The organism is Streptomyces sp. NPDC057271 (assembly GCF_042668715.1).
Classification (GTDB): domain Bacteria; phylum Actinomycetota; class Actinomycetes; order Streptomycetales; family Streptomycetaceae; genus Streptomyces.
This window is the reverse complement of record NZ_JBHUYJ010000026.1, coordinates 14,790-38,296: the sequence shown is the minus strand read 5'-3', so window position 1 is coordinate 38,296 and position 23,507 is coordinate 14,790. Positions and strand designations below refer to the sequence as shown.

22 protein-coding genes are annotated in these 23,507 nt (G+C 70.9%); 12 read left to right on the top strand and 10 right to left on the bottom strand.

Annotated features, from left to right (window positions below; translation table 11 throughout):
* Window positions 1-3 precede the first annotated feature (3 nt).
* The 8 genes from ACFUJR_RS15135 to ACFUJR_RS15100 all read right to left on the bottom strand — a co-directional run bounded on the left by ACFUJR_RS15135 (window position 4) and on the right by ACFUJR_RS15100 (window position 6,859).
* Window positions 4-2,079: a hypothetical protein gene (locus ACFUJR_RS15135; RefSeq protein ID WP_383164056.1), complete on the bottom strand. Its 2,076-nt coding sequence runs from the start codon at window positions 2,077-2,079 to the stop codon at window positions 4-6.
* Window positions 2,080-2,433: 354 nt separating this feature from the next.
* Window positions 2,434-4,179 carry a DUF2637 domain-containing protein gene (locus ACFUJR_RS15130; RefSeq protein WP_383164053.1) on the bottom strand — a complete coding sequence of 582 codons (1,746 nt, stop codon included), beginning with the start codon at window positions 4,177-4,179 and terminating at the stop codon, window positions 2,434-2,436.
* The gene (locus ACFUJR_RS15125) at window positions 4,176-4,439 is read right to left on the bottom strand and encodes a hypothetical protein (RefSeq protein ID WP_383164050.1); all 264 of its coding nucleotides are present in this window, start codon (window positions 4,437-4,439) and stop codon (window positions 4,176-4,178) included. The genes ACFUJR_RS15130 and ACFUJR_RS15125 overlap by 4 nt, the downstream gene beginning before the upstream one ends.
* Before the next feature lie 212 nt (window positions 4,440-4,651).
* Window positions 4,652-4,864 carry a hypothetical protein gene (locus tag ACFUJR_RS15120; protein ID WP_147986118.1) on the bottom strand — a complete coding sequence of 71 codons (213 nt, stop codon included), beginning with the start codon at window positions 4,862-4,864 and terminating at the stop codon, window positions 4,652-4,654.
* 147 nt (window positions 4,865-5,011) lie between these two features.
* Window positions 5,012-5,326 (bottom strand): WhiB family transcriptional regulator, encoded by a 315-nt coding sequence (locus tag ACFUJR_RS15115; protein WP_383164048.1) that lies wholly within the window; start codon window positions 5,324-5,326, stop codon window positions 5,012-5,014.
* Between the two features lie 160 nt (window positions 5,327-5,486).
* Window positions 5,487-5,672 carry a hypothetical protein gene (locus tag ACFUJR_RS15110; protein WP_383164045.1) on the bottom strand — a complete coding sequence of 62 codons (186 nt, stop codon included), beginning with the start codon at window positions 5,670-5,672 and terminating at the stop codon, window positions 5,487-5,489.
* Window positions 5,669-5,881, bottom strand: a complete 213-nt coding sequence (locus ACFUJR_RS15105; protein WP_383164042.1) for a hypothetical protein — start codon at window positions 5,879-5,881, stop codon at window positions 5,669-5,671. Before ACFUJR_RS15105 ends, ACFUJR_RS15110 begins: the two co-directional genes overlap by 4 nt.
* A gap of 141 nt (window positions 5,882-6,022) precedes the next feature.
* Window positions 6,023-6,859, bottom strand: coding sequence for a hypothetical protein (locus tag ACFUJR_RS15100; protein ID WP_383164039.1), 837 nt, complete (start codon window positions 6,857-6,859; stop codon window positions 6,023-6,025).
* A gap of 368 nt (window positions 6,860-7,227) precedes the next feature.
* Here ACFUJR_RS15100 and ACFUJR_RS15095 point away from each other — a divergent pair, with 368 nt between their 5' ends.
* The 8 genes from ACFUJR_RS15095 (at window position 7,228) to ACFUJR_RS15060 (ending at window position 16,740) form a co-directional block, all read left to right on the top strand.
* Window positions 7,228-8,547 (top strand): GNAT family N-acetyltransferase, encoded by a 1,320-nt coding sequence (locus tag ACFUJR_RS15095; protein WP_383164036.1) that lies wholly within the window; start codon window positions 7,228-7,230, stop codon window positions 8,545-8,547.
* 122 nt (window positions 8,548-8,669) lie between these two features.
* A complete protein-coding gene (locus ACFUJR_RS15090) occupies window positions 8,670-10,103 on the top strand; it encodes a helix-turn-helix domain-containing protein (protein ID WP_383164033.1) in 1,434 nt (477 codons plus the stop codon).
* Between the two features lie 4 nt (window positions 10,104-10,107).
* Window positions 10,108-10,788 (top strand): RibD family protein, encoded by a 681-nt coding sequence (locus ACFUJR_RS15085; RefSeq protein WP_383164030.1) that lies wholly within the window; start codon window positions 10,108-10,110, stop codon window positions 10,786-10,788.
* Complete coding sequence (locus tag ACFUJR_RS15080; RefSeq protein WP_383164027.1) at window positions 10,788-11,255, top strand: deaminase; 468 nt, start codon at window positions 10,788-10,790, stop codon at window positions 11,253-11,255. Before ACFUJR_RS15085 ends, ACFUJR_RS15080 begins: the two co-directional genes overlap by 1 nt.
* A 104-nt stretch (window positions 11,256-11,359) precedes the next feature.
* Window positions 11,360-11,665, top strand: coding sequence for a helix-turn-helix transcriptional regulator (locus ACFUJR_RS15075; RefSeq protein WP_383164202.1), 306 nt, complete (start codon window positions 11,360-11,362; stop codon window positions 11,663-11,665).
* A gap of 920 nt (window positions 11,666-12,585) precedes the next feature.
* Entirely contained in the window at window positions 12,586-14,034 is a 1,449-nt protein-coding gene (locus ACFUJR_RS15070) for a winged helix-turn-helix domain-containing protein (protein WP_383164024.1), read from the top strand.
* Window positions 14,035-14,043: 9 nt separating this feature from the next.
* Window positions 14,044-14,925: a DciA family protein gene (locus ACFUJR_RS15065; protein ID WP_383164021.1), complete on the top strand. Its 882-nt coding sequence runs from the start codon at window positions 14,044-14,046 to the stop codon at window positions 14,923-14,925.
* 105 nt (window positions 14,926-15,030) lie between these two features.
* Window positions 15,031-16,740, top strand: coding sequence for a hypothetical protein (locus tag ACFUJR_RS15060; protein WP_383164018.1), 1,710 nt, complete (start codon window positions 15,031-15,033; stop codon window positions 16,738-16,740).
* A gap of 41 nt (window positions 16,741-16,781) precedes the next feature.
* Here ACFUJR_RS15060 and ACFUJR_RS15055 read toward each other — a convergent pair whose 3' ends face one another.
* Window positions 16,782-18,302 carry a hypothetical protein gene (locus ACFUJR_RS15055; protein WP_383164015.1) on the bottom strand — a complete coding sequence of 507 codons (1,521 nt, stop codon included), beginning with the start codon at window positions 18,300-18,302 and terminating at the stop codon, window positions 16,782-16,784.
* A 138-nt stretch (window positions 18,303-18,440) separates the two neighbouring features.
* Complete coding sequence (locus ACFUJR_RS15050; protein ID WP_383164012.1) at window positions 18,441-20,234, bottom strand: hypothetical protein; 1,794 nt, start codon at window positions 20,232-20,234, stop codon at window positions 18,441-18,443.
* Between the two features lie 244 nt (window positions 20,235-20,478).
* Between ACFUJR_RS15050 and ACFUJR_RS15045 the strand changes: the two genes are divergently transcribed.
* The 4 genes from ACFUJR_RS15045 (at window position 20,479) to ACFUJR_RS15030 (ending at window position 23,502) form a co-directional block, all read left to right on the top strand.
* The gene (locus ACFUJR_RS15045) at window positions 20,479-20,853 is read left to right on the top strand and encodes a hypothetical protein (protein WP_383164009.1); all 375 of its coding nucleotides are present in this window, start codon (window positions 20,479-20,481) and stop codon (window positions 20,851-20,853) included.
* A gap of 188 nt (window positions 20,854-21,041) precedes the next feature.
* Window positions 21,042-21,461, top strand: a complete 420-nt coding sequence (locus tag ACFUJR_RS15040; protein WP_383164006.1) for a hypothetical protein — start codon at window positions 21,042-21,044, stop codon at window positions 21,459-21,461.
* 335 nt (window positions 21,462-21,796) lie between these two features.
* Complete coding sequence (locus ACFUJR_RS15035) at window positions 21,797-22,939, top strand: hypothetical protein (RefSeq protein ID WP_383164004.1); 1,143 nt, start codon at window positions 21,797-21,799, stop codon at window positions 22,937-22,939.
* 323 nt (window positions 22,940-23,262) lie between these two features.
* Window positions 23,263-23,502, top strand: a complete 240-nt coding sequence (locus tag ACFUJR_RS15030; protein WP_266542384.1) for a hypothetical protein — start codon at window positions 23,263-23,265, stop codon at window positions 23,500-23,502.
* Window positions 23,503-23,507 lie beyond the last annotated feature (5 nt).

Genomic DNA, 23,507 nt, shown 5'->3' with positions numbered 1-23,507 from the left:
GGGTCAGCGGGGGGTGTTCCACATGGCCTCGGCGGCCGGGCCCTTGCGGGGGTTGGTGTTGTGGCTGATCTCCAGCTGGTGGTCCTCGAGGAACAGCTTCGCGGCCATGTCGGCGTCGTCGGCCGCCGCCCGGATCATCGTGACCAGCGTGCCGAGCTCGTCGGTGACACGGTCGTCGACCGGGTACAGGTCGCGGGTGCGCTGGTGCAGGGCCTCGATCGCGTCGGCCAGGGCGTTGAGCCCGTAGCCCATGCCCTGGTACTCGGATCCGACCTGCATCATGTGGACCGGGTCGAAGGTCCGGTAGAGCACGGCCATCAGGACGCACCCGGACTCGATCCGGCCGGGCTGGAACATCGCGGCCGCGTCCCCGGACGACCCGTTCGGGGTGACGTTCCACATCCACTCGTTCGTCCTCGGGGCGACGATCCGCTCGATGTCGAACGCATGGGCCCAGCGGAACAGGGCGACCATGGTCTCCGCGCGGGAGGCGGCGTTGACCATCCGCTGGTACGCCTCGGTGAGCTTGGCGATGGCCCGCTTGGAGCACGGGTACTTCTGGTCGGAGTTGACGGCCATCTGCTGCAGGGCCATCGCCGCGGCCCGGATGCCGTTGGGCAGACCGGCGTACTCGGCGGCGACCTCCATCATGCTGGTCGGGCTGTAGCCGGTGTACGAGGAGTGCGTGGCGCGCATGGCCAGGGCGAACCTGGAGTTGTTGCCGTCCAGCACGGCGGAGCCGGCGGCGAGGGAGGGTCCGGTCACGTCAGTGTCCTTCCGGGGGTCGTTGACGGTGAGGTTGAGCTGGTCCGCCTTGGCTTCCTTGTCGTGGCGGGCCTTGGAGCGGCGGAAGAAGAACCGCCAGATCCGCCCGGCGATCCGGACGGGGAAGGCGAACCCGTGGAGCGGGTCGCGGTGCCGGGTGAGCATGCGGAAGGCGCCCCACAGGATCCCGAGCGGCAGGGTGAGGATCCCGGAGAGTCCGGCAAGGAGCCCGGCTCCGGCGCAGCGAGCCCAGTGCCCGAGCTTGCGGGCGGCGACGCGGCGCATCCGGTACAGGCGGCCTGTCACCGGCCCGGCCTTGGTGCCCGAGCCGGTGCCGCCGGGGGTGCCGCTCTTGTTCTTCTTGGAGCGGCGGAGCTTGCCCGCCCAGCCGCGCATCTTCTGCATCGCGCGCCCGAGGCGGGACTTCGCCGGGGCGGTGGTGCCGGTGCTGCCGGCCCCGGAGCCGTTGGAGCCGCCGGAGGAGCCGGCGTTGCCGGTGCCCGCGCCGCTGTTGCTGCGGCGCATCTTGTTGCCCCAGCCCTTGAGGGTCTGCCACGCCTTGCCGGTACGGGACTGCTGACCGGCGCCGGCCTTCCCGCCGGGGCCGTTCTTCCCGCCGCCGGTGCCCTTGGGGGTGCTGGCGCCGGGGCTGGTGGCTCCGTTGCCCTGGCCGCCCTTTCCGCGGCCGCCCTTTCCGAGCAGTCCGCCCAGGCCGCGCCCGTTCTTCCCGGGCCCGCCGGTGCCGGTCCCGTGACCGGAGCCACCGCCTGCAGCGTGGCGGCCGCCGCCGGGACGCTTGCCGCCGCCGGGGCCGGTGGAGCCGGGGCCGTTCATCCGCCCGCCGCCGCTGTTCAGCCTGCCGCTGCGGTTGTTCATCTTGCCGCCGCCGCCCGCGCCGCCGCCTCCCCGGCCGCGACCACCGCCGCGCCCGAGCAGACCGCCCTTGCCCGCGCCCCCGCCCGCCCGCCCGGAGCCGCCTCCGGAGCGGTTCGCGGCAGCGGTCTTGCGGGCGGCGGAGACCTTCGAGCGCTTCTTCCGCCCGGCGAGCGCGGCAGCGGCGACGGCCACTCCGGCCGCGCCGGCGGCGATGAGTCCGGGCACTCCGGCGACCCCATAGGCGATGCCCGTGGCGATTCCGGTTGCGTTCGTGCCGTGCACGATGAGCGGCAGCGCCTGGGGGCGGCCGCGGCTGGTCTTCTTCTGCTCCGGGGCCGGGTCGGTGGCCTCCGATGGCTCGGTGACGACGGTGTACTCGTCGGTGTCCGCGCCCTCGGCGGTGGTGGTGTCCGGGGGCGCGGTCGCGGTGTCTGCCACGACGGATCTCCTCACATTGCGTAGCGGAGAGGCGAGGCGAGGCGACGCGAGGTGGGGGCAGAGACCCCCTGTCACCCCCGGTTGGAGGGTTCAGCAGGGGGCTGGGAGGGGGTTCCCCCCTCGCCTCGCCTCGCCTCGCCTCGCCTCGCCGCTACTTTCCGTAAACGGCGGGGTCGGGGGTGCAAATAGTGCTTTCCGGGCGGCTGTTCGGCCTGGTCCGTGCTGGTGGAGCGGGTGACGCGGTCGGCCTGGCGGCCGCGGCCGGCCCCCGCAGCGCTCTGCCCGGCGGCGTGCCGGGCAGACGGTGCGAGGGACGACCGTGGGGGCCAGGAGACCCTCAGATTTGGTTCCGTTTCAGGCTGCTGCCTGCTCCGGAGCCTCGTTGCCGCCGCCCTTGAGGAGCTCGACGGCGCGGGTCTTGCGGTCCTGCGCGGAGCCGGTGGAGATGCCCAGTTCGTCGGCGATGACGCGGACGGTGACCGCGCTCTCGCCCCGGGCCTCGATCATCGCGACGACCCGGTGCACGTCCCAGTCGACCTGCGACATCCGGGCCAGGGCCGCGGCCTCGACCGCGCGGGCCTCGTGTTCAGCGGCCCGCGCCCGGTGCTCCGCCGCCTCCTCGACCGCAGCCGCCTCCCGAGCCTTCGAGGCGGCAATCTCCTCCTTGTCGCGCTGCTCCTGCCGGGTCGTGTTCAGGGTCGCGGCGCGGTGTTCAGCCTCCTTCCGCTCGTGTTCAGCGGCCTCTTCGAGGGCCTTCTTGGTGGCGGCCTCGGCTGCGGCCCGGCGCTGCTCCTGCTCGGCGAGGCCGGCCTTGCGGGCGATCTCGTCGCGCTGGGCGCGGGCGGCGGCGTCGGCCTGGATCCGGCGCTCGGCCTCGGTGGCCTCGGTGGCCATCTGCTGCTTCTCCAGACCCCAGCTGGCCTGCACCTTCTCCCGGTCGATCTGGGCGAGGGTGCGCCGCTTCTCGGTCTCGTCGAAGAGCTCCTGGGCCTCGGCCGCAGCCTGGTCCTCGGCGAGCTTGAGCGCGTGCTGACGCTTGGCTTCGCGCAGTTGAGCATCGGCCTCGGCGCGCTGAATCTCCGCCTGAGCCTCGCGCTCCGCTTCGGTGCGGGCGATCTTCAGCTGACCCTCGGAGCGGATCTTGTCGACCTCCGCCTGAATGCGAGCGGCCCCAAGTTGAACATCGGCCTTGACTCGCTGAACCTCGGCCGCGGTCCGCTGAAAGGCCGCGTCCGCGAGACGCTTGGCCTCCCGGACTTCCTCCATCAGCGGGACCGCCAGGGCCTCGTCGACTGAAAGCCCGACCTTGGCGAGTTGAAAGGGGGCCAGCTCCTCCTGAACGGCCTTCCGGCGCCAGCGGCGGGTCTGGTACTTCGAGGCGAGGCGCTGCTCGTAGACCATCCACTCTTTGTGGTGGGCGAGCGCGACCTCGTAGTCGGTGATCTCGTCCTGCCGCATCAGCTTCCAGATCCGCCACGTCGTCCGCGGCTGGCACAGCCACCGCGTCAGGCGGATCTTGCCCATGCGGCGCGCGCCGTGGACCTCGCCGATGTGGGCCGCGTACAGGTGCGCGGCGATCTCGGAGAAGATCACCCACAGGGCGGCGAGGCCGGCGTGGCCGACCTGCGCGGGCAGGGTGTTGGCGGCCTCCCAGTTGAGGTAGATCGTCAGGACCGTGCCGCCGCGGGGCACCCACTTGATCCACCACAGCGGGCGGCGGGCGCGGATCAGCAGCAAGTTGACGATGCCGAAGGCGAGGATCGACAGGTCGATGCCGACCGGCAGCAGCCACGGATCCTCCCAGCCCCAGCCGCCCTGGGAGGCCGGCAGCGCGGCCTTGTCGTACAGGGCGCCGAAGCTGCTGTAGAGGCCGAGGACGGCGACGCCGGTGCCGAGCAGGACGCCGAAGACGGCGAGCCACAGCTCCCACTTCGCGTAGCCGCGCTCCCGTTCCTGCTCCGGTTCGTCGGCATCGTGCGCGAGGTCCTGGTCGTGCTGGTCGTCGGGGTGGTCGGCCGGGCCGGTGACGTCCCAGGAGCGCGGGTCGTCGTCGCCGTCCGGGCGGATCACGTCGGGCTTGCGGAAGTCGACGGCGGTCATGTGCTGGTCTCCGGGTCGTCGGTCGAGGTGAACGGGGTGAGGGCCAGGCCCACGCACAACCGGACCAGGCCGAAGACGGCGAGGCCGACGGTCAGGTGCAGGCAGGTGGGCCACACGCCGTTCATGAACAGGTCGAACAGGGCGAGGACGGTGGCGACCAGCGCGGTGAGCGTGGCCAGCAGCGCCGTGAGCGGGCTGTGCGCCACGTACGTGTCGTCCGTCGTCTTGTCGGGGGCCGGGGTCGTGGTCGTCGTACTCACCGGGCACCCCCACTGGTAGCGTTGGCCATGCGAATCGCTCCTTGTCAGCGGATCGCGAGAACAAAGGAGAGGCCCCCTGACCGGGGCCTTTCTGCTTTGCCGAGCCATCTCCGGCTCTCCGGCTCCGCCACGGCCTGGTTGGTCGTGGCGGAGCGGGAGAACCGCCGGCCCCGGCGCGGAGGTGGACTCCGGCCGGGGCCGCGGCGGATGGTTCAGGACTTCGCCTTGCCGTCGCGGTGCTCCTGGAGGTACTGGGCAAGCTGGATCTTCACGCTCGCCATGCCGGTGTAGGCGTTCATCGCCGCCCACACTCCGTGGTTCTCCTCGGCGCGCAGGAGCAGGTCGTACGCCTCGACGACCAAGTCGTCGGGCTTGGCGTCGATGCGGCGCAGCGGGCTGATCATGCGGGCGAACATCCCGGCCATGAAGGACTCCTTCGAGGTGTGGCTCCTGGACTGTCACCAGGAGCAGGACGCGGATCAACGGGGCGGCCCGGGGAGCGGGCCGCCGATGTGCTGTGGTGCTGCGGGGCGGGCGGCGAGTTGGCCGGTGCTCCCGCCGGGCGGGAGGGGTCAGGCCGCGTTGCGGGCCCGGTTGCGGGCGGCGCGGCGCTTCATGGCGCGGCGCTCGTCCTCGCTGAGCCCGCCCCAGACGCCCGACTCCTCACCGCTCCCCAGCGCCCACTGGAGGCAGGTCTCCATCACCGGGCAGCGGCGGCAGACGGCCTTGGCCTCCTCGATCTGGAGCAGCGCCGGGCCGGTGTTGCCGATGGGGAAGAACAGCTCGGGGTCTTCGTCCTTGCACACCGAGCGGGCCCGCCAGTTGATGTCGACCGGCAGGTCGGCGGAGGGGGCGTAGCTGGTGCGTACGATGGACTCGCGATTCATCAGGGCCTCCCAGAAGGTCCAGAGCGAAGGACAGCCCCGGGGCGGCCACCCCGGGGCTGTTGCATGTTGTGGCGGCCGGATGGCCGGAGCGGGCGGGAGCTCCCGGCGCTCTTCGCCGGCCCCGCCCGGGACGGCGCGGGGACGACGGGCAGGGCCGGGTTCAGCGCTGCTTGTTCGAGCGGTTGTTGTATGCGTCCTGGAGCTTGGCGAACCGCTCGTGGACCGGCGTCCCGGCCTCGCACGGCTCCTCGGCCTGGCAGGCCGCGCAGCCGCCGAGGTGCGTCGTCGAGTCCTCAAACGCCTTCATATACCGGACGAACAGGTCGTTGGTCGGTCGGGCACTCATCGGCCGCTGCCTCCCGACGAGCGCTTATTGACCTCGGCGAGCTTCCGGCTCAGCTCCTCCGGGTCGTCGGCCATCAGCAGGCGGACCAGCTGGTAGAAGGTGTCGGTCTCGTCCAGCTCCGGGCCCTTCTGGTTGTCCTCCTCTTCCATGTCGCTGTAGAGGCCGGCCGACGGAGCGGCGGGAACGGGACGTGCCATCATGCTGTTCATCAGGTCCTCCGATTCAGGTCCTGGACAGCCCCGGGGGCCCAATCCCTGGGGCTGTCGCCGTTCTGACTGCCGTACGAGCAGCCACGGCCCTGGCCCCCCGATCGCGGGGTGGCCAGGGCCGTGGGCGTTCGTGCCGCGGTTCTAGCGACTGAGCTGCTCGGCCTTCGTCGCGAACAGCGTGATCGCGCTCATGAGGTCGGCGCGCTCCCAGTCGTTCAGCTGCGGGCCGCCGGCCTTCGTCGGGCTGAGCGACTGGAGCATCGCGACCAGGGCGTCGTGGGCCTTCTGGAGGTCGGCCCGGCGAACTGAGTCGGCCGTCGACGCCCACTTCAGTTCCCGCAGCAGCCACAGGCCCTGCTCGCGCTGCTCCGCCAGCTCCTCCTTGACCGTGAGGGCAGCGCGGCGGGCGGGCTCGGTGCGCCGCTTGTGCGCGACCAGGTGGGCGAGCTTGCCGCCGTCGGCGCAACGGGTGCGGCCGGACGGGGCGCAAACCGCGCAGCCCCTGGTGTGGGCCTCGTACATCTTGAGCGCGGCCTTCGCGTCCAAGAGCGGCGACAGGATCTGCATGACGGCCGGAGCGACCGCGACCTTCGGCTTCCGCGTGACACGCTCCGGGCGGATCCCGTTCGTCTCCGCGACGCCTTCCTCCAGGCGGCGGCGCCACCTGGCGGCGTCCACGTCGATGATGACCCGCCGGTGGCTGCCGCCCTTACAGACGAGCGGGTCGGCGGTGCCGGCCCTTCCCGTGTGGTGGGGCACCAACTTCGTCCGTCCCGGCTGTCCGTTCGGACGGTTGATCGGGACCCAGGTGCGGCAGGACGGGCAGACCAGCGAGACGCAGGCCGGATCCAGGTCGTACTCATGGACGGCGAGCTGGGAGATGCGGATGGGGGCGAGTTCGTTGGGGGTGCGGTGGCGGGAGCGGGTGCGGCGGACCCGCTCCTTGGCGGTGCGCTCGGGGGTGGCGACAGCAGACATGTGAACTCCTCACGTGCAGAGCGGACGGAGTGCGTCGCGAATGTGCTCTCCGCCGCTGCAGGCACCCGGCTGGGCCGGGGTCCCGCAGGACGGACAACGCATCAGCGCTGCGACTTCACGCATCAGCCCCTGAGCCGAAGGCTCAAGTCCGGAGGAGTTAGTGGTGCCTCATGGTGCAAAGACTCCGGGGCCACCGAGGTGGCGACTGGTGCGAGTGGTGCGGGTGGTGCTGATCTAGGGGGCTTTAGGCAGTCGACTTAGATTGACTACTCAATGCCCGACGCAATGAAGCATGCACGGTGCGCGACACGGGGTCAAGCACTTCACCTACATTGACTAGTCATTCCCTGGCCCTGTAGACATCTCCTATGGCAGTCAGCGGCAGGGCACGAGCCCTCTACCAGCGCATCGCGGACAAGATCCGCGCTCAGATCACCGACGGGACCCTGAGTCCGGGTGACCGGCTGCCGACCGAGGCCGAGATCGCTGCCGAGTGGGACACCACTCGCTCGACTGCCGTGCAGGGGCTGAAGGTCCTGGTCAACGAGGGACTCATCACCAGTGATCGGCCGCGCGGCTACTTCGTTCGGGGCCGCCAGCCGATGGTCTACCGGCCGCAGGGCGAGTTCCGTAAGCGCCCGCTGTCGCCGGAGATGGATCAGTTCCTGACCCAGATGTCCGAGGAGGGCCGGGAGGCCAGCCAGCACATCGAGGTGAAGGTGGAGACGCCTTCGCGGCACGTTCGCGAGCGCCTCCGCCTGGACGACGGCGAGCTGGTTGTTGTCCGTCGGCGCGTCAGGTTCATCGACGGCGTCCCGTACAACACGAACGACTCCCACTTCCCGCTCTCCCTGGTGGCGACCAGCGAGATCATGAACCCCGACGACATCGCCCGGGGTGCGAACGTCGTTCTGGCGGAGCTCGGTCACGAGCAGGTCCGTGCCCTCGATGAGATCCACGTCCGCATGCCGACGCCCGACGAAGCCGACCGGCTGCTGCTCGGTCCCGGCACACCGGTTGCCGTGCACATGTGCACCGGCTTCACCAAGGACGGGAAGCCTGTCCGGGTTGTGGTCAACGTCCTGCCCGGAGACCGTCACGTCATCACCTACGAGCGCAGCCGGCCCCAGCTCGAGAACAACCTCTCCATTCGCCCGGCCGTCATCGCCGACCTCCGCACGGTTATCGCCCTGTGGGAACACGCAGCCACGTGGCTGGACGAGCGCGGCATCGATCAGTGGCAGTACCCGCCGCGCGAGGACCGCATCAAGGCCAACATCGAGGCCGGCGAGTGCTGGGTCGTCGAAGCTGACGGTGCGCCAGTGGCAACCATCACGCTCGATGAGCACGCTGACCCGGACTTCTGGACAGCCGCCGAGGCCGCCGAGCCCGCGCTCTACGTCCACCGCATGGTCGTGCGCCGGGATGTCGCAGGCGTGAACCTCGGTTCGTCCATGCTCGACTGGGCGGGGCAGCAGGCGCTGCGCAAGGGCAAGCAGCTGCTCCGTCTGGACGCCTGGCGCACCAACGACGGACTCCAGCGCTACTACGCCGACCGCGGTTTCGCGCACGTCCGAACCGTGGAGGCCGCCGATCGCAGCAGCGGCGCCCTGTTCCAACGCGCGGCCGACTACAGCCGCGGAACGGGGCCGGCGCTGGAGATGAAACAGTCCGACAGCACTCACTGAGCCACACCTCCTCGCTGGGCTGGAAAACCGATGCTTCGGTTCTAGGCCCCCGGGAGCTGCAAGTTCCAGATCTGACATGTGGCCGGACGAACTGGCCACATCAGCCACAGGATTGGGGCGGGATGGCACAGAAACCACGGGAGCTCACGCCCTGGGTATCCCCCTTACACAACTGGGGCTACGAGCTGCGCGAGCTGCGAAACCTGCGCCGTCTCAGCCTTCGCGCGCTGGCCAAGCGAGCCATGGTCGACCACTCTCACCTGGGACGATTCGAACGCGCCGAGCGCATGGCCACCCGAGAGCAGGCCGCGCAGCTGGACAGCGCCTTGGGCGCGAACGGCATGCTGCTCCGCCTCTGGGAGCGCATCGGAGACGAGCGTGGCCATGTGGCCAATCCGCCCGTCCATGTGGCCAAGTCGTCGGTGGATCTGGCCCTGTCGGTGCCGGACCAGGCAGCGTCGGACGGTGAGGGGATCTCGGTCCCGTGTCGTCTAGCTGATGGGTCGGTGGTTTGGGTGGCTCTGAATCGGCGTGCGCTGCTGCGCACGGGGATGGGGCTCGGGGCTGCGGCCGCAGTAGGGGTTGGTTCGCCGGCCTTCGCGGACTCCGGCGCCGTTTCTGGTCTGGTCCGCAAGGCTCGGGCCGCGTACGCGTACGGCTCGACCCCGGTGGAGCACCTGCGTCGTACCCGCCGCTTGCTGATCGACAACGACAACCTGCTCGGTCCCCGGCACGCCATCGCCGCCGTACGCGACCACATCCAGGTCATCCAGGAGCTGCGCCGGGACGCGAAGGGCGCTGACCGGCGCGACCTGATGGAGCTCCAGACGCAGTACGGCGAGTTCCTGTCCTGGCTCTACCAGGACCTGGGCAACCCACAGGCGGCGTCGTACTGGCTGGACCGGGCGATGCAGTGGTCGAACACCGTCGGCGACGTCGACCTGAGCACGTACGTGATGGCCCGCAAGGCGCAGCTGGCCGGGGACACTGCGGACCTGGTCGACGTGGTCGACCTTGCCGAAGCCGCGCAACGCATGGCCCGGCCCCGCAGCCGCCTCGCCGCCGTCGCGCGCACCTACGAGGCGTACGGCCACGCGCTGCGCGGTGACGCTGACGAGAGCGAGCGGGCGATTGACGACGTCCGCAACGCCCTCGATGGCGCCGCCGCCGACCCCACCCCGTGGGGCGTGTGGCTGAACGCGTCGTACGTGGAGATCCACCGCGCCCAGGGCCTGGAGGCCCTCGGCAAGCACGACCAGGCCGCGGACGCGTTCGGCGCCGCGATCCGGTTGATGCCGGAGGGCTACCACCGCGACCGGGGCGTCTACATGGCGCGGCAGGCCGTGGCGTTGGCCGGCGCCCGCGCCCCGGAGCAGGCCGCCGCCCTCGGGATGCACGCGTTGACCGTCGCGGAGGACACCGGCTCCGGCCGGATCACGAACGAGCTCGCGCGGCTCGACAAGGCCCTGATCCCCTGGCAGCGCGAACCGGTCGTAGCCGAGTTCCGCGCCACCTTCGACTCCACCCTCTTCCACGAGACAGAAACGGAAGCCTGAGCAGATGACTGACCGCCCGTACGTCGTGCTGTCCGCCGCCATGTCGGTCGACGGCTATCTGGACGACGCCAGCCCCGAGCGGCTGAGCCTGTCCAATGCCGCCGATTTCGACCGCGTCGATCAGGTCCGCGCGGAGTCCGACGCCATCCTGATCGGCGCGACGACCATGCGGAAGGACAACCCGCGCCTCCTGGTCAATAGCGAGGAGCGCCGTGCTCAGCGCGTCGCCGACGGCAAGCCGGCCTACCCGCTCAAGGTCACGGTGACCCGAACCGGGGACCTCTCCGGCGACCTGAAGTTCTGGCACCACGGCGGCGAGAAGTTGGTCGTCACCGTCGACGATGCGGCGGAGAAGGTGCGCGCCACGCTCGGGGACCTCGCCGACGTCGTCAGCGTCGGGCCGGATCTCGACTGGGGCCTGGTCCTCGATGAGCTCGGGCGCCGCGGCGTCGGCCGGCTCATGGTGGAAGGCGGCGGCACGATTCACACCCAGCTGATGGCCGCGAATCTCGCCGACGAAGTGCACCTGGCCATCGCGCCGCTGCTGGTGGGTCAGCCGGAGGCAGCCCGTTTCCTGGGCGCCGCCGACTACCCCGGTGGATCGACGGCACGGATGAAGGTGCTGGAGGTCCAGGCGATCGACGACGTCGTCTTCGTCCGCTACGCGCCGAAGGAGCGCAGCTGATGGACGGGTTCGACCGGTGGCAGGACATGCAGTGGATGAGGCGCGCGATCCGCCTTGCGGAGATGTGCCCGCCGGCCGCAGGTGCCTTCTCGGTCGGCGCGATCATCGTCGACGAGGACGGCGTCGAGATCGCGGCTGGCTACTCCCGGGAGGCCGACCCGCGCGAACACGCGGAGGAAGCCGCCCTGGGGAAGCTCGTGGCGAACGATCCACGCCTCGCCAAAGCGACGATCTACAGCACGCTGGAGCCCTGCTCCCAGCGCAGCGCTGCCCGCACGCCGTGCGCGCAGCGGATCCTCGAGGTCGGCATCCCGCGCGTCGTCATCGCCTGGCGCGAGCCGAGCCTGTTCGTCGACGACTGCGTCGGCTACGAACAGCTGGTGGAGGCCGGGGTGATGGTGGTGGAACTGCCCGAGCTGGCAGCGGCCGCGAAGGCTGTCAACTCGCATCTGGGCGGGCTGGCATGACGGCGACAGCCGCACCTTCCCCCGCTGACACGTCATTCGTGGACGACAAAGATCACCCGGATCATGTATCTTTCATGGTTACAACGATCATGGAAGGCGTGGCTATGTCCGACTCGGACCGCTCGCAGCGGGTGGACGCTCTGCTGAACGGCCTGCCCGAGGCTCTGCCGCCCCCGCATGTGCGCGCGAAGCTGCGCCTGGCGGCCGGCCTCACCCAGCAGGACGTCGCGGACGCCGTGGGCGTGAAGAGGGTCGCGGTCACGCGCTGGGAGTTGGGCCAGACCAGCCCCCGCCGCCCGCATCGCGAGAACTACCTGCGCCTCCTGAAGGGCCTTACGGAACGCTTCCCCGAGGTCGCGGAGGCGGATGAGGGTATGCCGACGCCGGCCTCCGAAGGGGGGTCGGGATGACCTAGGTCATCGGCCGCGCGCGCCAAGAAGCGGATTAACCACCCGCTGGCCTCGCGCGGCCCGTCTACCGACCGGAATAACCACCCGCGTCGGCTGCTCAGGTCCCAGTTCGTAGCTGGTCCTGAGCCGCGGCTCACCGAGCCGCTCGTTTCACCTCGGCCCCTAACCAGGGCCACTTGCACCACCGGCCACTAACCACGGCCACCACAGCCAGATCAGTACCGATCCGCATCACCCGCGGTGCCCCCACCACAGGGGCCACGCGGTTCAGCAGGACCGGGAGGGACAGAGAAATCTCCCCCCACCCGATCGGTGTCCGCCCTCTTCTCACGAAGGGGGCTTACCAGCACATCCGCACATGAAGGTCGGTCCAGCCCCGAGGGGCTCGATCGGTCCAGCCATATGGAAGGCAGGTCGTTTCTCATAGTGCACGAGAGTGGTGTCCCCTGTCAGCTTGACCTTGTCCGTTTCACCCCGGTTCAGGCGCGGCGGTCGTCCCGCGTGACGGGATCGGCGTACGGTTCATGCCCCTTTTTCCGTTCCGTACCGGAAATTGGATTTCCGGTAGGAAGCTACAAGAGCAACAGTTTCGGAGCGGGCTCGGCGGGCTCGGTCGCGGCCTCGCCCACCCGGCTCGCGCACCCGCTCGCGGAGATCGTCCACAACCCCGTCGGCGGGGACGTCCTCGAGGGCGCCGTCCCGTGTGGCGGGACGGGTTCCAAGATCTCTGCCCGCCGTGCGGGAGCGCGGGAGGTGATCCGGGCTCAGCGGGCTCTGTCCACAGGCCGTCTGATGCAGGGTCGGCGGATGGATCTCGAAGCGCGTGTTTTGCCTGCTGAGGGGGGTGTCCGCTTTGGCGTGTACACCAGCCTGATGATGACGCAGGCGGTAGTTCCCACCCCGGCCGGGACGGTGGGCCGATGAGCGGCACGGCGGCAGCCGTCGCCGCGCTGATTCCTGCTCCGCGTCCGTCGGCCGACGACGACGTGGTCTCCGTCGTGCCCGCGACGCTGTACGTGCCGGAGGCGTCGCAGTGGCTGTCGACGTCGATGGGCCGGGTCGCGCTGGACGGCTACTCGTGGATGCAGGCGGTGCACTGGGTGGCCGGGGCGGGGCTGTACGAGCCGCGGCGGCACCGGTCGCACGGGCCGCGCAGCTTCGGGCCGACGACGGTGCGCGTCGCCCAGGAGCTCGCGCAGCTCTTCCCGTGCCGTCCGGGGATCGAGTACCTGGTGCGCCGGACCGGGCTGTCGGAGCGGTCGGTGGAGTACCACCTGGGGATGCTGCGGGAGGCCGGGCTGCTCGCGTACGTCGTGCGGGGCACCCGGGTCCGCGGTGCGGCGGCGCAGGCGTCGGAGTTCGCCCGGATGGTGCCGGTGGAGTTCGACGTGGCGCTGGGCGTCCGTACGGCCGGTGAGGGCACCGGGCGGCGGATGACGGGGATCGCGGAGGCCGGCCGGGAGCTGATGGCGGCGCTGTCGAAGAAGGCGGCCCGCAAGGTCCGCAAGCGGCGGGCGAAGTCGTCCTCGAAGGCCCCGGCGAAGGGTGCCCGCAAGGGTGCTGACCAGGGTGCTGTGACGGCTGTTTCGGATGAGGCCCGTTGCACCCCAATGGGGGGTAGTTCCCGCAGTGTTTCTTCTGCGGGTACTACTTCCTTCCCCTCTGAGAGCAAGCTCGCCAGCGGGCAGAGCGATTCCCCCACCCCGAAGAAGGTCAAGCGCGGCCGCCGGAAGCTCAACGCGGTGGGGCGCCGTTTCCAGCTGGCCTCGGAGCTGATCCGCCAGGTGCCGTGGATGGGTCGCGCTTCGGTGCCCCGGATCGCCTGGATCCTCAAGGACGTTGCTGACGCGGGCTGGACGGCCGATGAAGTGATCGCGTTCCTGGACTGCGGCGACGCCCCGGGCACCGTGCACCGGCCCTCGGGGTTCCTCGCTGGACGACTCAAGACCGCGACGGCTCAGTGGCCGCACGCCGAAGGCCGGGCCCGCGCCGTTCAGGCGTACCGGGACTCGAGGCGCGCTGAGAAGGCCCGCCACCAGGAGTGGGAGGGCGACTGGACCCCGCCGCGCAGTGAGTCCGTCCGCCGCCTGGTCGCCAATGCGTTCGCCCCTCAGCAGCCGCAGTACGACCTCCCGGGCGGTCACCAGGACGCGGGCGAGGCCAGCCCCGATGTGCCCGGCGAAGAAGAGCTCAAGGAGTTCCGGGCCGTGGCCTGGCAGGAGTTCATGCTCGGCAGGCCCGACCAGGTAGTCACGACCCTCGACGCCCTCGGCCCGGCCGCCGCTGAGCAGATCTACGGCGCTGACCTGGTCCAGCGCGTACGCAAGCTGATCAGCGGCACCTCGCTGATGACCGTCGGACGCCGGTAGGAGGCCGTGATGACCGAGACCCTGAACACCACCACCAGCAGCAGCGAGCAGCCGGCCCCGGAGCTGTCGGGCGTCGACCTGGCCTGGGTCGCGCTGCACCAGGCGCGCGAGGCCGCCAAGGCCCGCGGCGAGGGCGGCACCCGCAAGGCCAAGCGCCGGATCGGGACGACGGTGCGGCGCGACGGCCGGGAGCCGACGGGGTTCGCCGCCGTGCTGCAGGGCCTGATGGCCGACCGGGCCTGGGACGTCCCGGCCGCCGGCGGAAGCATCCTGGACCAGTGGCCGGACATCGCCGCCGGCCTCTCGCCGAAGCTGGCCGCGCACGTCACCGCCGTCGCGTTTCACGCGGAGACGGGGCAGCTGGACCTGCGCCCGGACTCGCCCGCGTACGCCACCCAGCTGCGCCTGATCAGCTCCCGGATCGTCGCCGCGGCGAACGAGGCGGTCGGCGCCCAGGCGGTCCGCACCGTCCACGTCCTGCCCCTGGGCGCCCCGGCCCCGGCGGCCCGCGAGGTGCTCCCCGCTCCGACGGCGGCGGCCGCGCCCGGGACCCCGGTCAAGACCCGCGACATGGCCACGCCCGGCTTCCACCGGGCGCTCGCCGCCCACCAGGCCGTCCCGCGCGCCCAGCACGTCAGCTCGGGCGTCACCGAGGCGATCGAACGACAGAACCGGGCGATGCGCGAGCTCAGCCGCCGCGCGTTCCCCGAGACCGCCGTCGTCCCGGACGATGCGCCGCCGCCGATCGAGCAGAGCCGCGCGCAGCGACGCCGCCGGGCAGCAGCGACCGAGGCCGCCGCGCTGCGCCGGGCCCGCGCCGAACGCGCCGGAATTATCCAACTGCCGACTCAGACCCAGGCCACGCTTCATCCGCTGGATCAGACCGGGTGACGCCGCCAGACCAGCAGTCACCGCCGTACGACGGCGTGAACACGGAGATCGGCTGTGGACCCAATGCCTCTGGTGGGAGCATGAGTTGGGACGAAGGGTGGGGGTATGAGGGGTGACCGGCGGCAGATCCAAACGGCGGTGCTGGGCAGCGCGGACTCGGAGGAGCCGCTGTTGTTGCCGCTGGAGGCAATCGAGCTGGACGCCTTCCGCCGCCGGCATCAGCTCGACACGTTCTGGTGCGGTTTGCTCCTCGGTGGATGCGGAGCCCAGCTGACCACGAAGCTCTACACCGACCGGGTCTGTCACTTCGCACACCACCCCGGCCCCGACGGCCAGCCCCACATCTGCGGTCGCCGCGCCCGAGGCATCTCCAGCGCCGACCACCTGTACGTGAAGTCCGCGGCCGCCGCCTGGTTCCGCAACAGGGGCGAGGAGGCCGACATCGCCTTCGCCCAGCCGGACGGGGCGCCGGTCGGCTCGCTGGTGGACATCACCTCCCGGCACCGCCGGCTGCGCGTGCACCTGGACCAGGCGGTGGAGCCGGTGTGGGACGAAGACGGCACTGAGCCGGTGCTGGGGATGTCGGTGCCGGTCGACCGGGACACCCTGATCCGCCGCTGGTACGTGCACCGGATCCGCCTGGACAGCGAAGGCACCGCCCGCCGGGTACAGATCGGCACCGAGGCGTTCGCACGGCCCACCGAGTGGTTCGCGCTGGACACGTGCACGATGACCGAGCGTGGCCTGTCGACACCGGCGGTAGAGAAGATCATCCGCTCCCGTACCAGCAGGCCCGCCCCGGCCTGGACTCCCGGCAGGGCACGCAAAGCCCCGGACGTCGAGTTGCGGTCGCCGGTTCTGGACGTCGAGTCGCAGGCGCAGGTTCTGCTGCACGAGCTCGCCGACGCCCGCAAGGCGGAGGCCGCCGTCGTCGTGACCCGGCTGTGTGACCAGATCGCCGAGTTCACCGGCGCCAAGGAGGAGACGCAGGCACAGCTGGCGGCCGCCGTCGCGGACGCCGGGCACTGGCTGGAGCAGCAGGCCGAGGTCCGCCGCAGCCTCCTCGCCGACCTGGACGCCGCTGTTGTCGCAGGCCACACCCCACGTGTTCGGACGCTGCTCACCCACGTCAACATGACCGCCGGCCCCGACCGCACCGAGGAGGAGGCCCGCGTGGTCGGCGCGGCCGCCGACCACGTCGCCTCGACCGCCGCCGAGGCGACCGAGCGCGTACATGCCCTCCTGGAGGACCTCCGCCGCCTCCCCCGGAACCGGGCCGCCCACCTTCTGCGCCCCCAGGTACAGCAGCTGATTCAGGCAGCGGCCGAAGCCGGCCGTCTTCTCGGGCCGCGCCAGGAGGCCCAGATCGCTGCGTGGAAGGCGCGCACGGGCCTCGACAAGCCGGCCCCTGCCCAGACCGCAGCGCCCCGCACGTCGGTTGAGCAGCCACATCGGCGCCCGCAGCTGCACAAGCAGGTCGCGCGGCGGCACTGGATGAAGACAAGCTGTCCACGCTGCCGGGTAGGCAGCGGCCAGGAGTGCGTCGTCGACAACGGGAGCCGCGACCCTCAGGTACGCCACGTGCCCCATGACGAGCGGCTCCAGCCGATCATCGACGAACGCAGGGAACGGCAGCGGAACCAGCCGAAGCCGCCGCCCCCGTGGCGGGTGTACGAGGTGAGCTGCCCTGACTGCGGCCAGGGCGCCGACGCCCGGTGCGCGACGCCGGGCGGCCCGCACCGCTCACGCGTCGAACGGGCCAAGGAGTTCACCCGTATTCGAAAGCCCCGGCCCGAGGCCGGCGCGGAGGCGTGACCTGACGAAGGCCGCCCGAAGTGATCCGCCCGACCGTCCCACTAGCCAGGCAGAGGGCAGGTGAGCGGGAGGACACGCTCGCTCACCTGCCCCGTGAGGTGGGTGCCGGTGAGAACGGCGTCGGTGAGCCAGTCCGCGGCGGTCAGCTGGTCAACCAGCTCCTCTAGTTCGCCGGAGCCGACCGGGACCCAGGCGGCGAGGGTGTCCAGGCCGATGCCTTGGCCGGCGGGGCCCAGGCATCCCGAGGCGTCGGTCTGAGTGGCCAGGGTCAGGGCGAGCAGCCGAGTTGCGGCGGTGGCCTTGACCTTGCGGAGCTTCTTGTCCGAGATGACCTTCTGGGCCCACCCGGAGAGCTTGGGCCGCATCTTCTTGCCGAACGTGAACGGGCCCGTCCCGTCGTCACCGGGCGCCAGGGAGGGAACGGTGACCGGGGTGGCGTTCTCCGGCCGGGACGCGAGCAGTTCGCTGACGGTGCCGGGAAGAACCAGCCAGCCGCAGCCGCTCAGCTTTTCGATCAACTCTTCCGGCCCGGTCAGCCCCAGCGCGGTGAGGTCCTGGCCGACGAGGTTGCCGGTGCCGGTGTGCGCGGTGCGCAAGGTCAGCATCAGCACCAGTAGCCGTGCCTCGGGCCCGGGCAGCGGGCTGTGGTCGGCCACGTGCGCGAGGACAGAGCGCGCGTGCTCCCACTGCGCCGGGACAGTCAGCAGCCGGGCCACAGCCGGCCCGCCGCCGTCGGGGATGCTGCCAGTGCGTTGCTGGTGCTGGAGGCGGACGGCGGCAGCGGCCTGTTCGGCGCGCCGGGCCTCCCACCGCAAGGCCCCCTCGCACGTGACGTCGGCCCAGGTGGTGAATGCGCGGGCCTTGCGCTCCTGGAGGTCGGCGAGCAGCGCCAGGTCGGGCTGGTCGCGCTGCTGGTAGGCACGGAAGAGGTCACCGAGCTCGATGAGCTCGTCTCGCAAGACGACGGGCCGCAGATCGCGGGGGATGACCCGCTGGGCGATCTTCGCCTGCGGGGGCCGGCGCCGCGCAGGTGCCGAACGCGGCGCCGGAAGCGGGCTGGTGACGACGCGCGGGTCGGAGAACTGCGGTACGCCGGCGCCTGGGGCAGCGGGCGCGGGCCGGTCCGGGGCCTGAGGCGCCTGGGAGGTGGCGGCGGTCTTCGCGCCGGGGGTGGCGGCCGCGCACCGAGAGCAGCATTCCATCGCCTGCCACCAGCGGCCTTCCCGGTCGGTGATCACGGCCAGGACGACCGGACCGCCGCACCGCCAGGGCTCCGCACGCCCGTGGCGGCCGCTGTCCGGGACATGGAGGTGGCAGCCCTCCGCCCTGCACGCGCAGTACGCCCCGGCCCGCGGGGCGGGGGCGGCACGCAGGTGGGCCTTGATGTGGGCGACCGCGGCGGCCCGGCCGGCGGCCGCGGAGGGATGACGCTGTTCGGCGCAGGCGGGGCGGCTGCACGAGATGCGTACCGCCGTACTGCCCCGGCCGGCGGCGTCCAGCCGCACCGTCCAACGGCGCCCTGGCACCCGTTCGTCCAGCTCGCTCACCGCGGCCTGCGTCATCCCGGCGTTCCTCCCGTCTCGTGGTCGTCGATGCTCACCGCCGCCTCCGGCCGTGTCGGGCATGTGCGGGTGGCGAGGCCACCGTATGTGGCACATGGGCGAAGGCCGGTGAGGTCGCCCGTGTGCCGCAGCAGTCCGTCAGGATGTGTGCGCTCGCGCGGGCGTCTGGTCCAGGGAGTCGAGGAACTCTCCGAAGGTGATCTTCTCTTCGTCGTAGTCGAAGGTCATGGCGGCGGCCAACGCCGCCCACCGGTCCGCGCTTCGGCCGCAGCGGTCGAGCAGGGTCTTCAGCGCGATCTCGGGTTCGTTGCGGGAGAGGATCTCGTCGGCCGGGATCTGGAGCAGGTGCTCGGGGGTGTGGTGACGGGACTTGATGACGGCCCGGTAGATCTCGGAGCGGGAGAGGATCTCGCCGGCCGCGGGGGAGTCGAGCCAGGACTGCAGGACGGCCGCGGGGTCGGGGTGCTTGCCGAGTTCGTCGTCGCTCACCAGCCGCAGCACACCGTCGTCTTCGTCCGCGGCGACCGGGACGGCGGCCGCCGCGCCCAGGAACCAGTCGGGGCCGCCGGCCCGCTCGGCGATCCAGGCCAGCTCCGCAGGGTGCAGCCCGTCCAGGACGTCGGTGACGGCGGCGTGCGGGGTGTGCGGGTTGGCGGCGAGGGCGGTCAGGGCCTGGACGCGGCGGTGCTCGGAGTGTCGTTCCAGGAGCCGGGCCGGGCGGTCGTGGTCGGGGTCGACGTTGTCGATGATGCGGATCAGGGTCCGGCTCGGTGCGGGGGAGACGACGGCCGGCTGATCCAGACAGGCGAGCTGGGCGCAGGCCCCGGCGAGGTGGTCGGGTTTGGCGCTGAGGAGGGCCAGGTCCTCGGCGAGGCGCAGGATGCGGCCGTCGAAGTCGCGGTCCTCGTCCTGCTTCTCGGGCGGGCTGAGCAGCTGGCCGTGGGTCACGAGGGCGTCGGTGGCCGCGTGCAGCTGGTCGGCGGCCAGGGCCTCCAGGCGTGGGTTTTTGTGGACGCGGTGGGCGATGTGGTGCAGGGTCCTGCGGGCCGTCACCTGCGGGTTGGGCAGTTCGGCCAGCTCGGGCAGGCACAGCGCCGGGAGGCAGGCGAGCAGCAGGTCTTCGCTCAGGGCGGGAGCCGGGTCGTCGGGGAGCTTCTCGCCGTCCGGGTCGGCGCCGGCGGCGCGGAGCCGGGCGTCCTCGAGGGCCTGGGTCTCGGCCTGGTCCAGCAGCAGGTGCTGGACGGCCGGCCCGAGCGTGGGGTGCGCGGCGAGCTCCGCCCACCGCTCGGGGCACCGGGCCAGCATCGCCCAGCCGCTGTGGCTGGCCAGGTCGAGCGACCAGTCCTTCGAGAAGTCGGACAGGGCCGCCCAGCCCTCTTCGGGCTCTGGGTGGAGCAGGTACGCGGCGAGCGGGGTGAGGCAGGCTTCCAGGACGGCGTCGAACAGTTCCTGCGGCACGGGCGGGACCGGCACGTCTGCTGCGCCGCGGGTGTAGCGGTCGGGGTCCCAGTCCCGGACGACATGCTCCACCTCGTGGCTGGAGAGCCGGGGCAGGAGCGCGATGGCTGCCTCGACCTGTCCGGGGTGGCGTGCCAGGGCGGAGATCAGCCCGGCCCAGGCCCGGCGGTGCCGCAGGACGGCGGGCACGTCGGCGGTGGTCACCGTGCCCGCGGCCGCCAGGTCGGCCAGCGTCTTGTCGTCGGCGTGCACCAGGAGCCGGCCGCGCAGACGCTTGGCCGATGTCCGGGTCAGCAGCGTGGGCAGTGCGGCCTTGAGCGCTTCCTCCCGCCACCGGTCGGCCTGGGAGTCGAAGCCGGTCGGAGTCGTCGCAGGGGTGCACAGGGCTTCGATCACCGTCTTGAGGGCTTCCTTGGGGAGGTCCTCGCTCATCGCGAGCTCCCGCCACAGCGGGTACGTACGGGCGTTGACCATCCTCGGATCCCCTCCCATTCCTGACCCGGCGGCACCGCCCGGTCCCCATCCGTGGAACGACCGTACGGCCCGCCCAGGGCCCGAGCGGGGCAGATCCCTGAAGTCGCCCCGCGCGCGGGTGCGCTGACCTGATCCACGGTGGGTAACCACCGTCAGGATGGCGGGGCCCCATGCGTGGCCCAGCGATCCGAGGGGGTGACCGGTTCTCCCCCATGAACGTCGGGCCAGAGGTGACCATCGTCGGATGGACACCGAACGAGTGCGATATGACGCCTACTTCACCAACCCGGACGATGACGAGGATGAGCTGATCTTCCCGGTGGCCTCATGGGACCGGAACGGCATGGCACTCATCCTGGATGAAGAGGGTGGCCAGCTCGTGGTGGCCAAAGAATTGGAAGGCTTCCTGAGGGTGGAGCGGTACGAAGTACCTCAGGTGCGCGCCGTGCTTCCGGGCGGGAACTGGCGTCTGCGGAAGAAGGACGGGATCCCCGGCGGCCACCAGGTGGTCGCCTTCCTCGTGTACGACGGCTTCGTCCGTCCGGTCTCCAGCCTGCCGTCGGCCAACCGCGGGTGGCCGATCTCCGCAGCGACGCATCAGCTGTACGAGAAGGACTAGCCGATCATCCGGTTATGAGGTCGGCGGGCCCCTGGACCGGCCGTTACCAGCCAATGCACGCGGTGAATCGGGCAGTCCACTCCGAGTACGGAGCGACCCCGGGGCGGGAGAACGGATGCTCTGCGTCAACAGCCCTGGAGCCCTGCCCGCAGCGGCTGCGCCGCCTTACAACAAGCCGAAGGAACCGCGTGCGCGACATCATTACGTTGGCCGACGACCCTGATCTGGCCCACCTGGTCGACCTGATCGACATCCTGCCCAGCCCGGGTGTGGCCAGCTTCTGGGACCCGAAGGGCGAGGGCAATTACAGCATCGGAGCCAAGATCAAGTCCGATCTGACGAAGATCCTCAGCGGACAGGGCAGCGCGAGTGACGTGGACTACTTCGCCGTGCATGTCCTGAAGTACCTCGGACGAGGCAACAGCTACATCTCCGAGGAGAAGATCGGCAAGAACCTGACCGCCCTAGAAAATCTCCCAGCGGCAGGTCACGCCTGGATCGAGGACGCTACGCGCACCGCCTGGATTCTGGTCACGCGCTACAGCCTCCCGCGCTGGCGCCTCTCCCGGCACCCCTCCGAAGCTGGCGCGGCGTGGCTGAAGCCGTAGATCCGAACAAGGCCGGGCCTCGGCGAGGGGCCCTCCAGGAACGAAGTCAGCAGCAGGGCATGAAAGCTGACGCTCCTGTGCGATGAGCTGGGCGCTCAGCCCGTAACCGGGCCTGAGCGTGACCGTGGCGGGCCGTTTCCAATGGAAACGGCCCGCGAACGGAAGTGTCCCCACAGGCACCCGAGACGGCGGCTCCGCCCGCCACCCATGAGAGGAAAGGCATGAGGACGGCCCGGGAACTGCGGCCTGACGGAACGATCGGGCGGACCGTATCCGCAGAAGAGATCGGTCCCGACCCGGAACCCTTCAGGCGCCCGCTGATCTGCGCCCTCTGCATGACTGGAGTCCTCCCCGTCCGCGGCTACAAGACCGTACCCAGCCTCTTCCGGCTCGGGTCCGGGCTCCAGCACGAGGCGGGCTGCGACCTCAACCCCACCGAGGTCATCGACTCCATCGCCCGCGATTCTCACGGCCTGGCCCACGTCGATCAAGGCATCCTCCGCCTGGAACTCCCCTCAGACCTCACAGGAGCAGCGGGCCCGGACGAGCCGACGGGCACCGGACCCGACAGCGCTGTCCGCACGCGGAACGTCACCACGGTCCGCCCCAAGCTGCCGCCCGCGATCACCAGCGCAGCGAAAATCGCCCGGTTCCTGCAGATGCACGGCTTCGACCCCAAGATCGTGAAGAAGTTCAAGGTCCGGCCACACGGCCACACCCCGGTCTCCTGGAACGAGTTCTGCTACGGACCCGCCGAAGACTCCCTTACCGCCCTGTACGTCCGGCAGCTCAGTGCGACGCCTGCCTCCTACCCCGTCGCGGTCCACGGCACCGTCCAAGCGGTCCGTACCGACACCGGGGGCCGCCGGTACGTCACCCTCGCTACCGACGTCCCCGCCCATCAGGGCCGGTTCCACGTCGTCCTGCGCTCCATGTACGAGAACCTCATCACCCCACTCACCCCCGGCACCCACGTGCTGGTCCTCGGCTACTGGTCCGTCCTCACCCGCAGCCACATCCCGCAGCTCCGGCTCTTCGCGGACGCGCACTGGCAGATCGCCTACTGGAACGACGACGAAGCAACCGGCCGCCCGACCACGCCGACGTGCCCACCACCCGTCACGGCCCGCGAGCGAGCATCGACCACGAACCACAAGCCCGCGGCGAAGCAACCAGCACCCGTGCCACCACCGGCCGCACCCTTCCCGCCGAAGCATCCGGCCGCGCCCTACCGGGACGACCCCGACCCTGTCATCAAGGCCATCCTCACCCCGCCGCCTCCGCTCGCGTTGGCGCCCGCTCTCACTCCGGCGCCGAGCCACACGCCGCCGCCCGTGCCGCCCCAGGCTCAGTACCCGACCCCGACACCAGCACCGGTCGAACCCGCCGAGGTGGTCATCCCTCCCAAGCCTGTGGGGCCCCCGCCGCCCGTTCCCCCTCCGAGGCGCAAGGGATTGTTCCGCTGGTTCGGCAGATGACGCTGACTTCTACAAGACGCTCTTTTCACCCTGTCTGGGAGAACCCGCTCCTGGTGGGACCGCTGCGGATAGGGTCGGGGCAGCTCGTGCCAGCATGGGTGTACGGGTCAGGCCCGGTGCCCAGAGCGCTCTGGGGGCAGTACCACCGGGCTGTCCCGCCCCGCACCGACGATCTAGCTGCGCGAGCAGCTGGTCGGCCGGATCGCGAGGTCAGCTGATGCTTCCTGCCGGACGAGACTGCGGAAGCAGAGGCTGTACAGGGGTACGGGCGCGATATCGTGGAGTCTCTATCTGCGGTTTTGTGATCTGGCAGGAGTGCCCGCGTGCCTGAGGACCCCATCGCTCACAGCGAGCTCGCTGCCCTGACCCGGCGCTTCGAAGAGGTCGCGGAGAAGCACGACCGCGAGTTCGGGATCATCAAGTCCGACCTCACCGCGGTACGTCTCCAGATCGGCAACCTGGACCAGAAGGTCGAGGCGCTTGACAAGAAGATCGACCGGAACCAGGCGCAGATCATCGAGCTGCTCACCCAGCTCGTGGGACAGCGCCCCGACGCCGGCTGACTTCC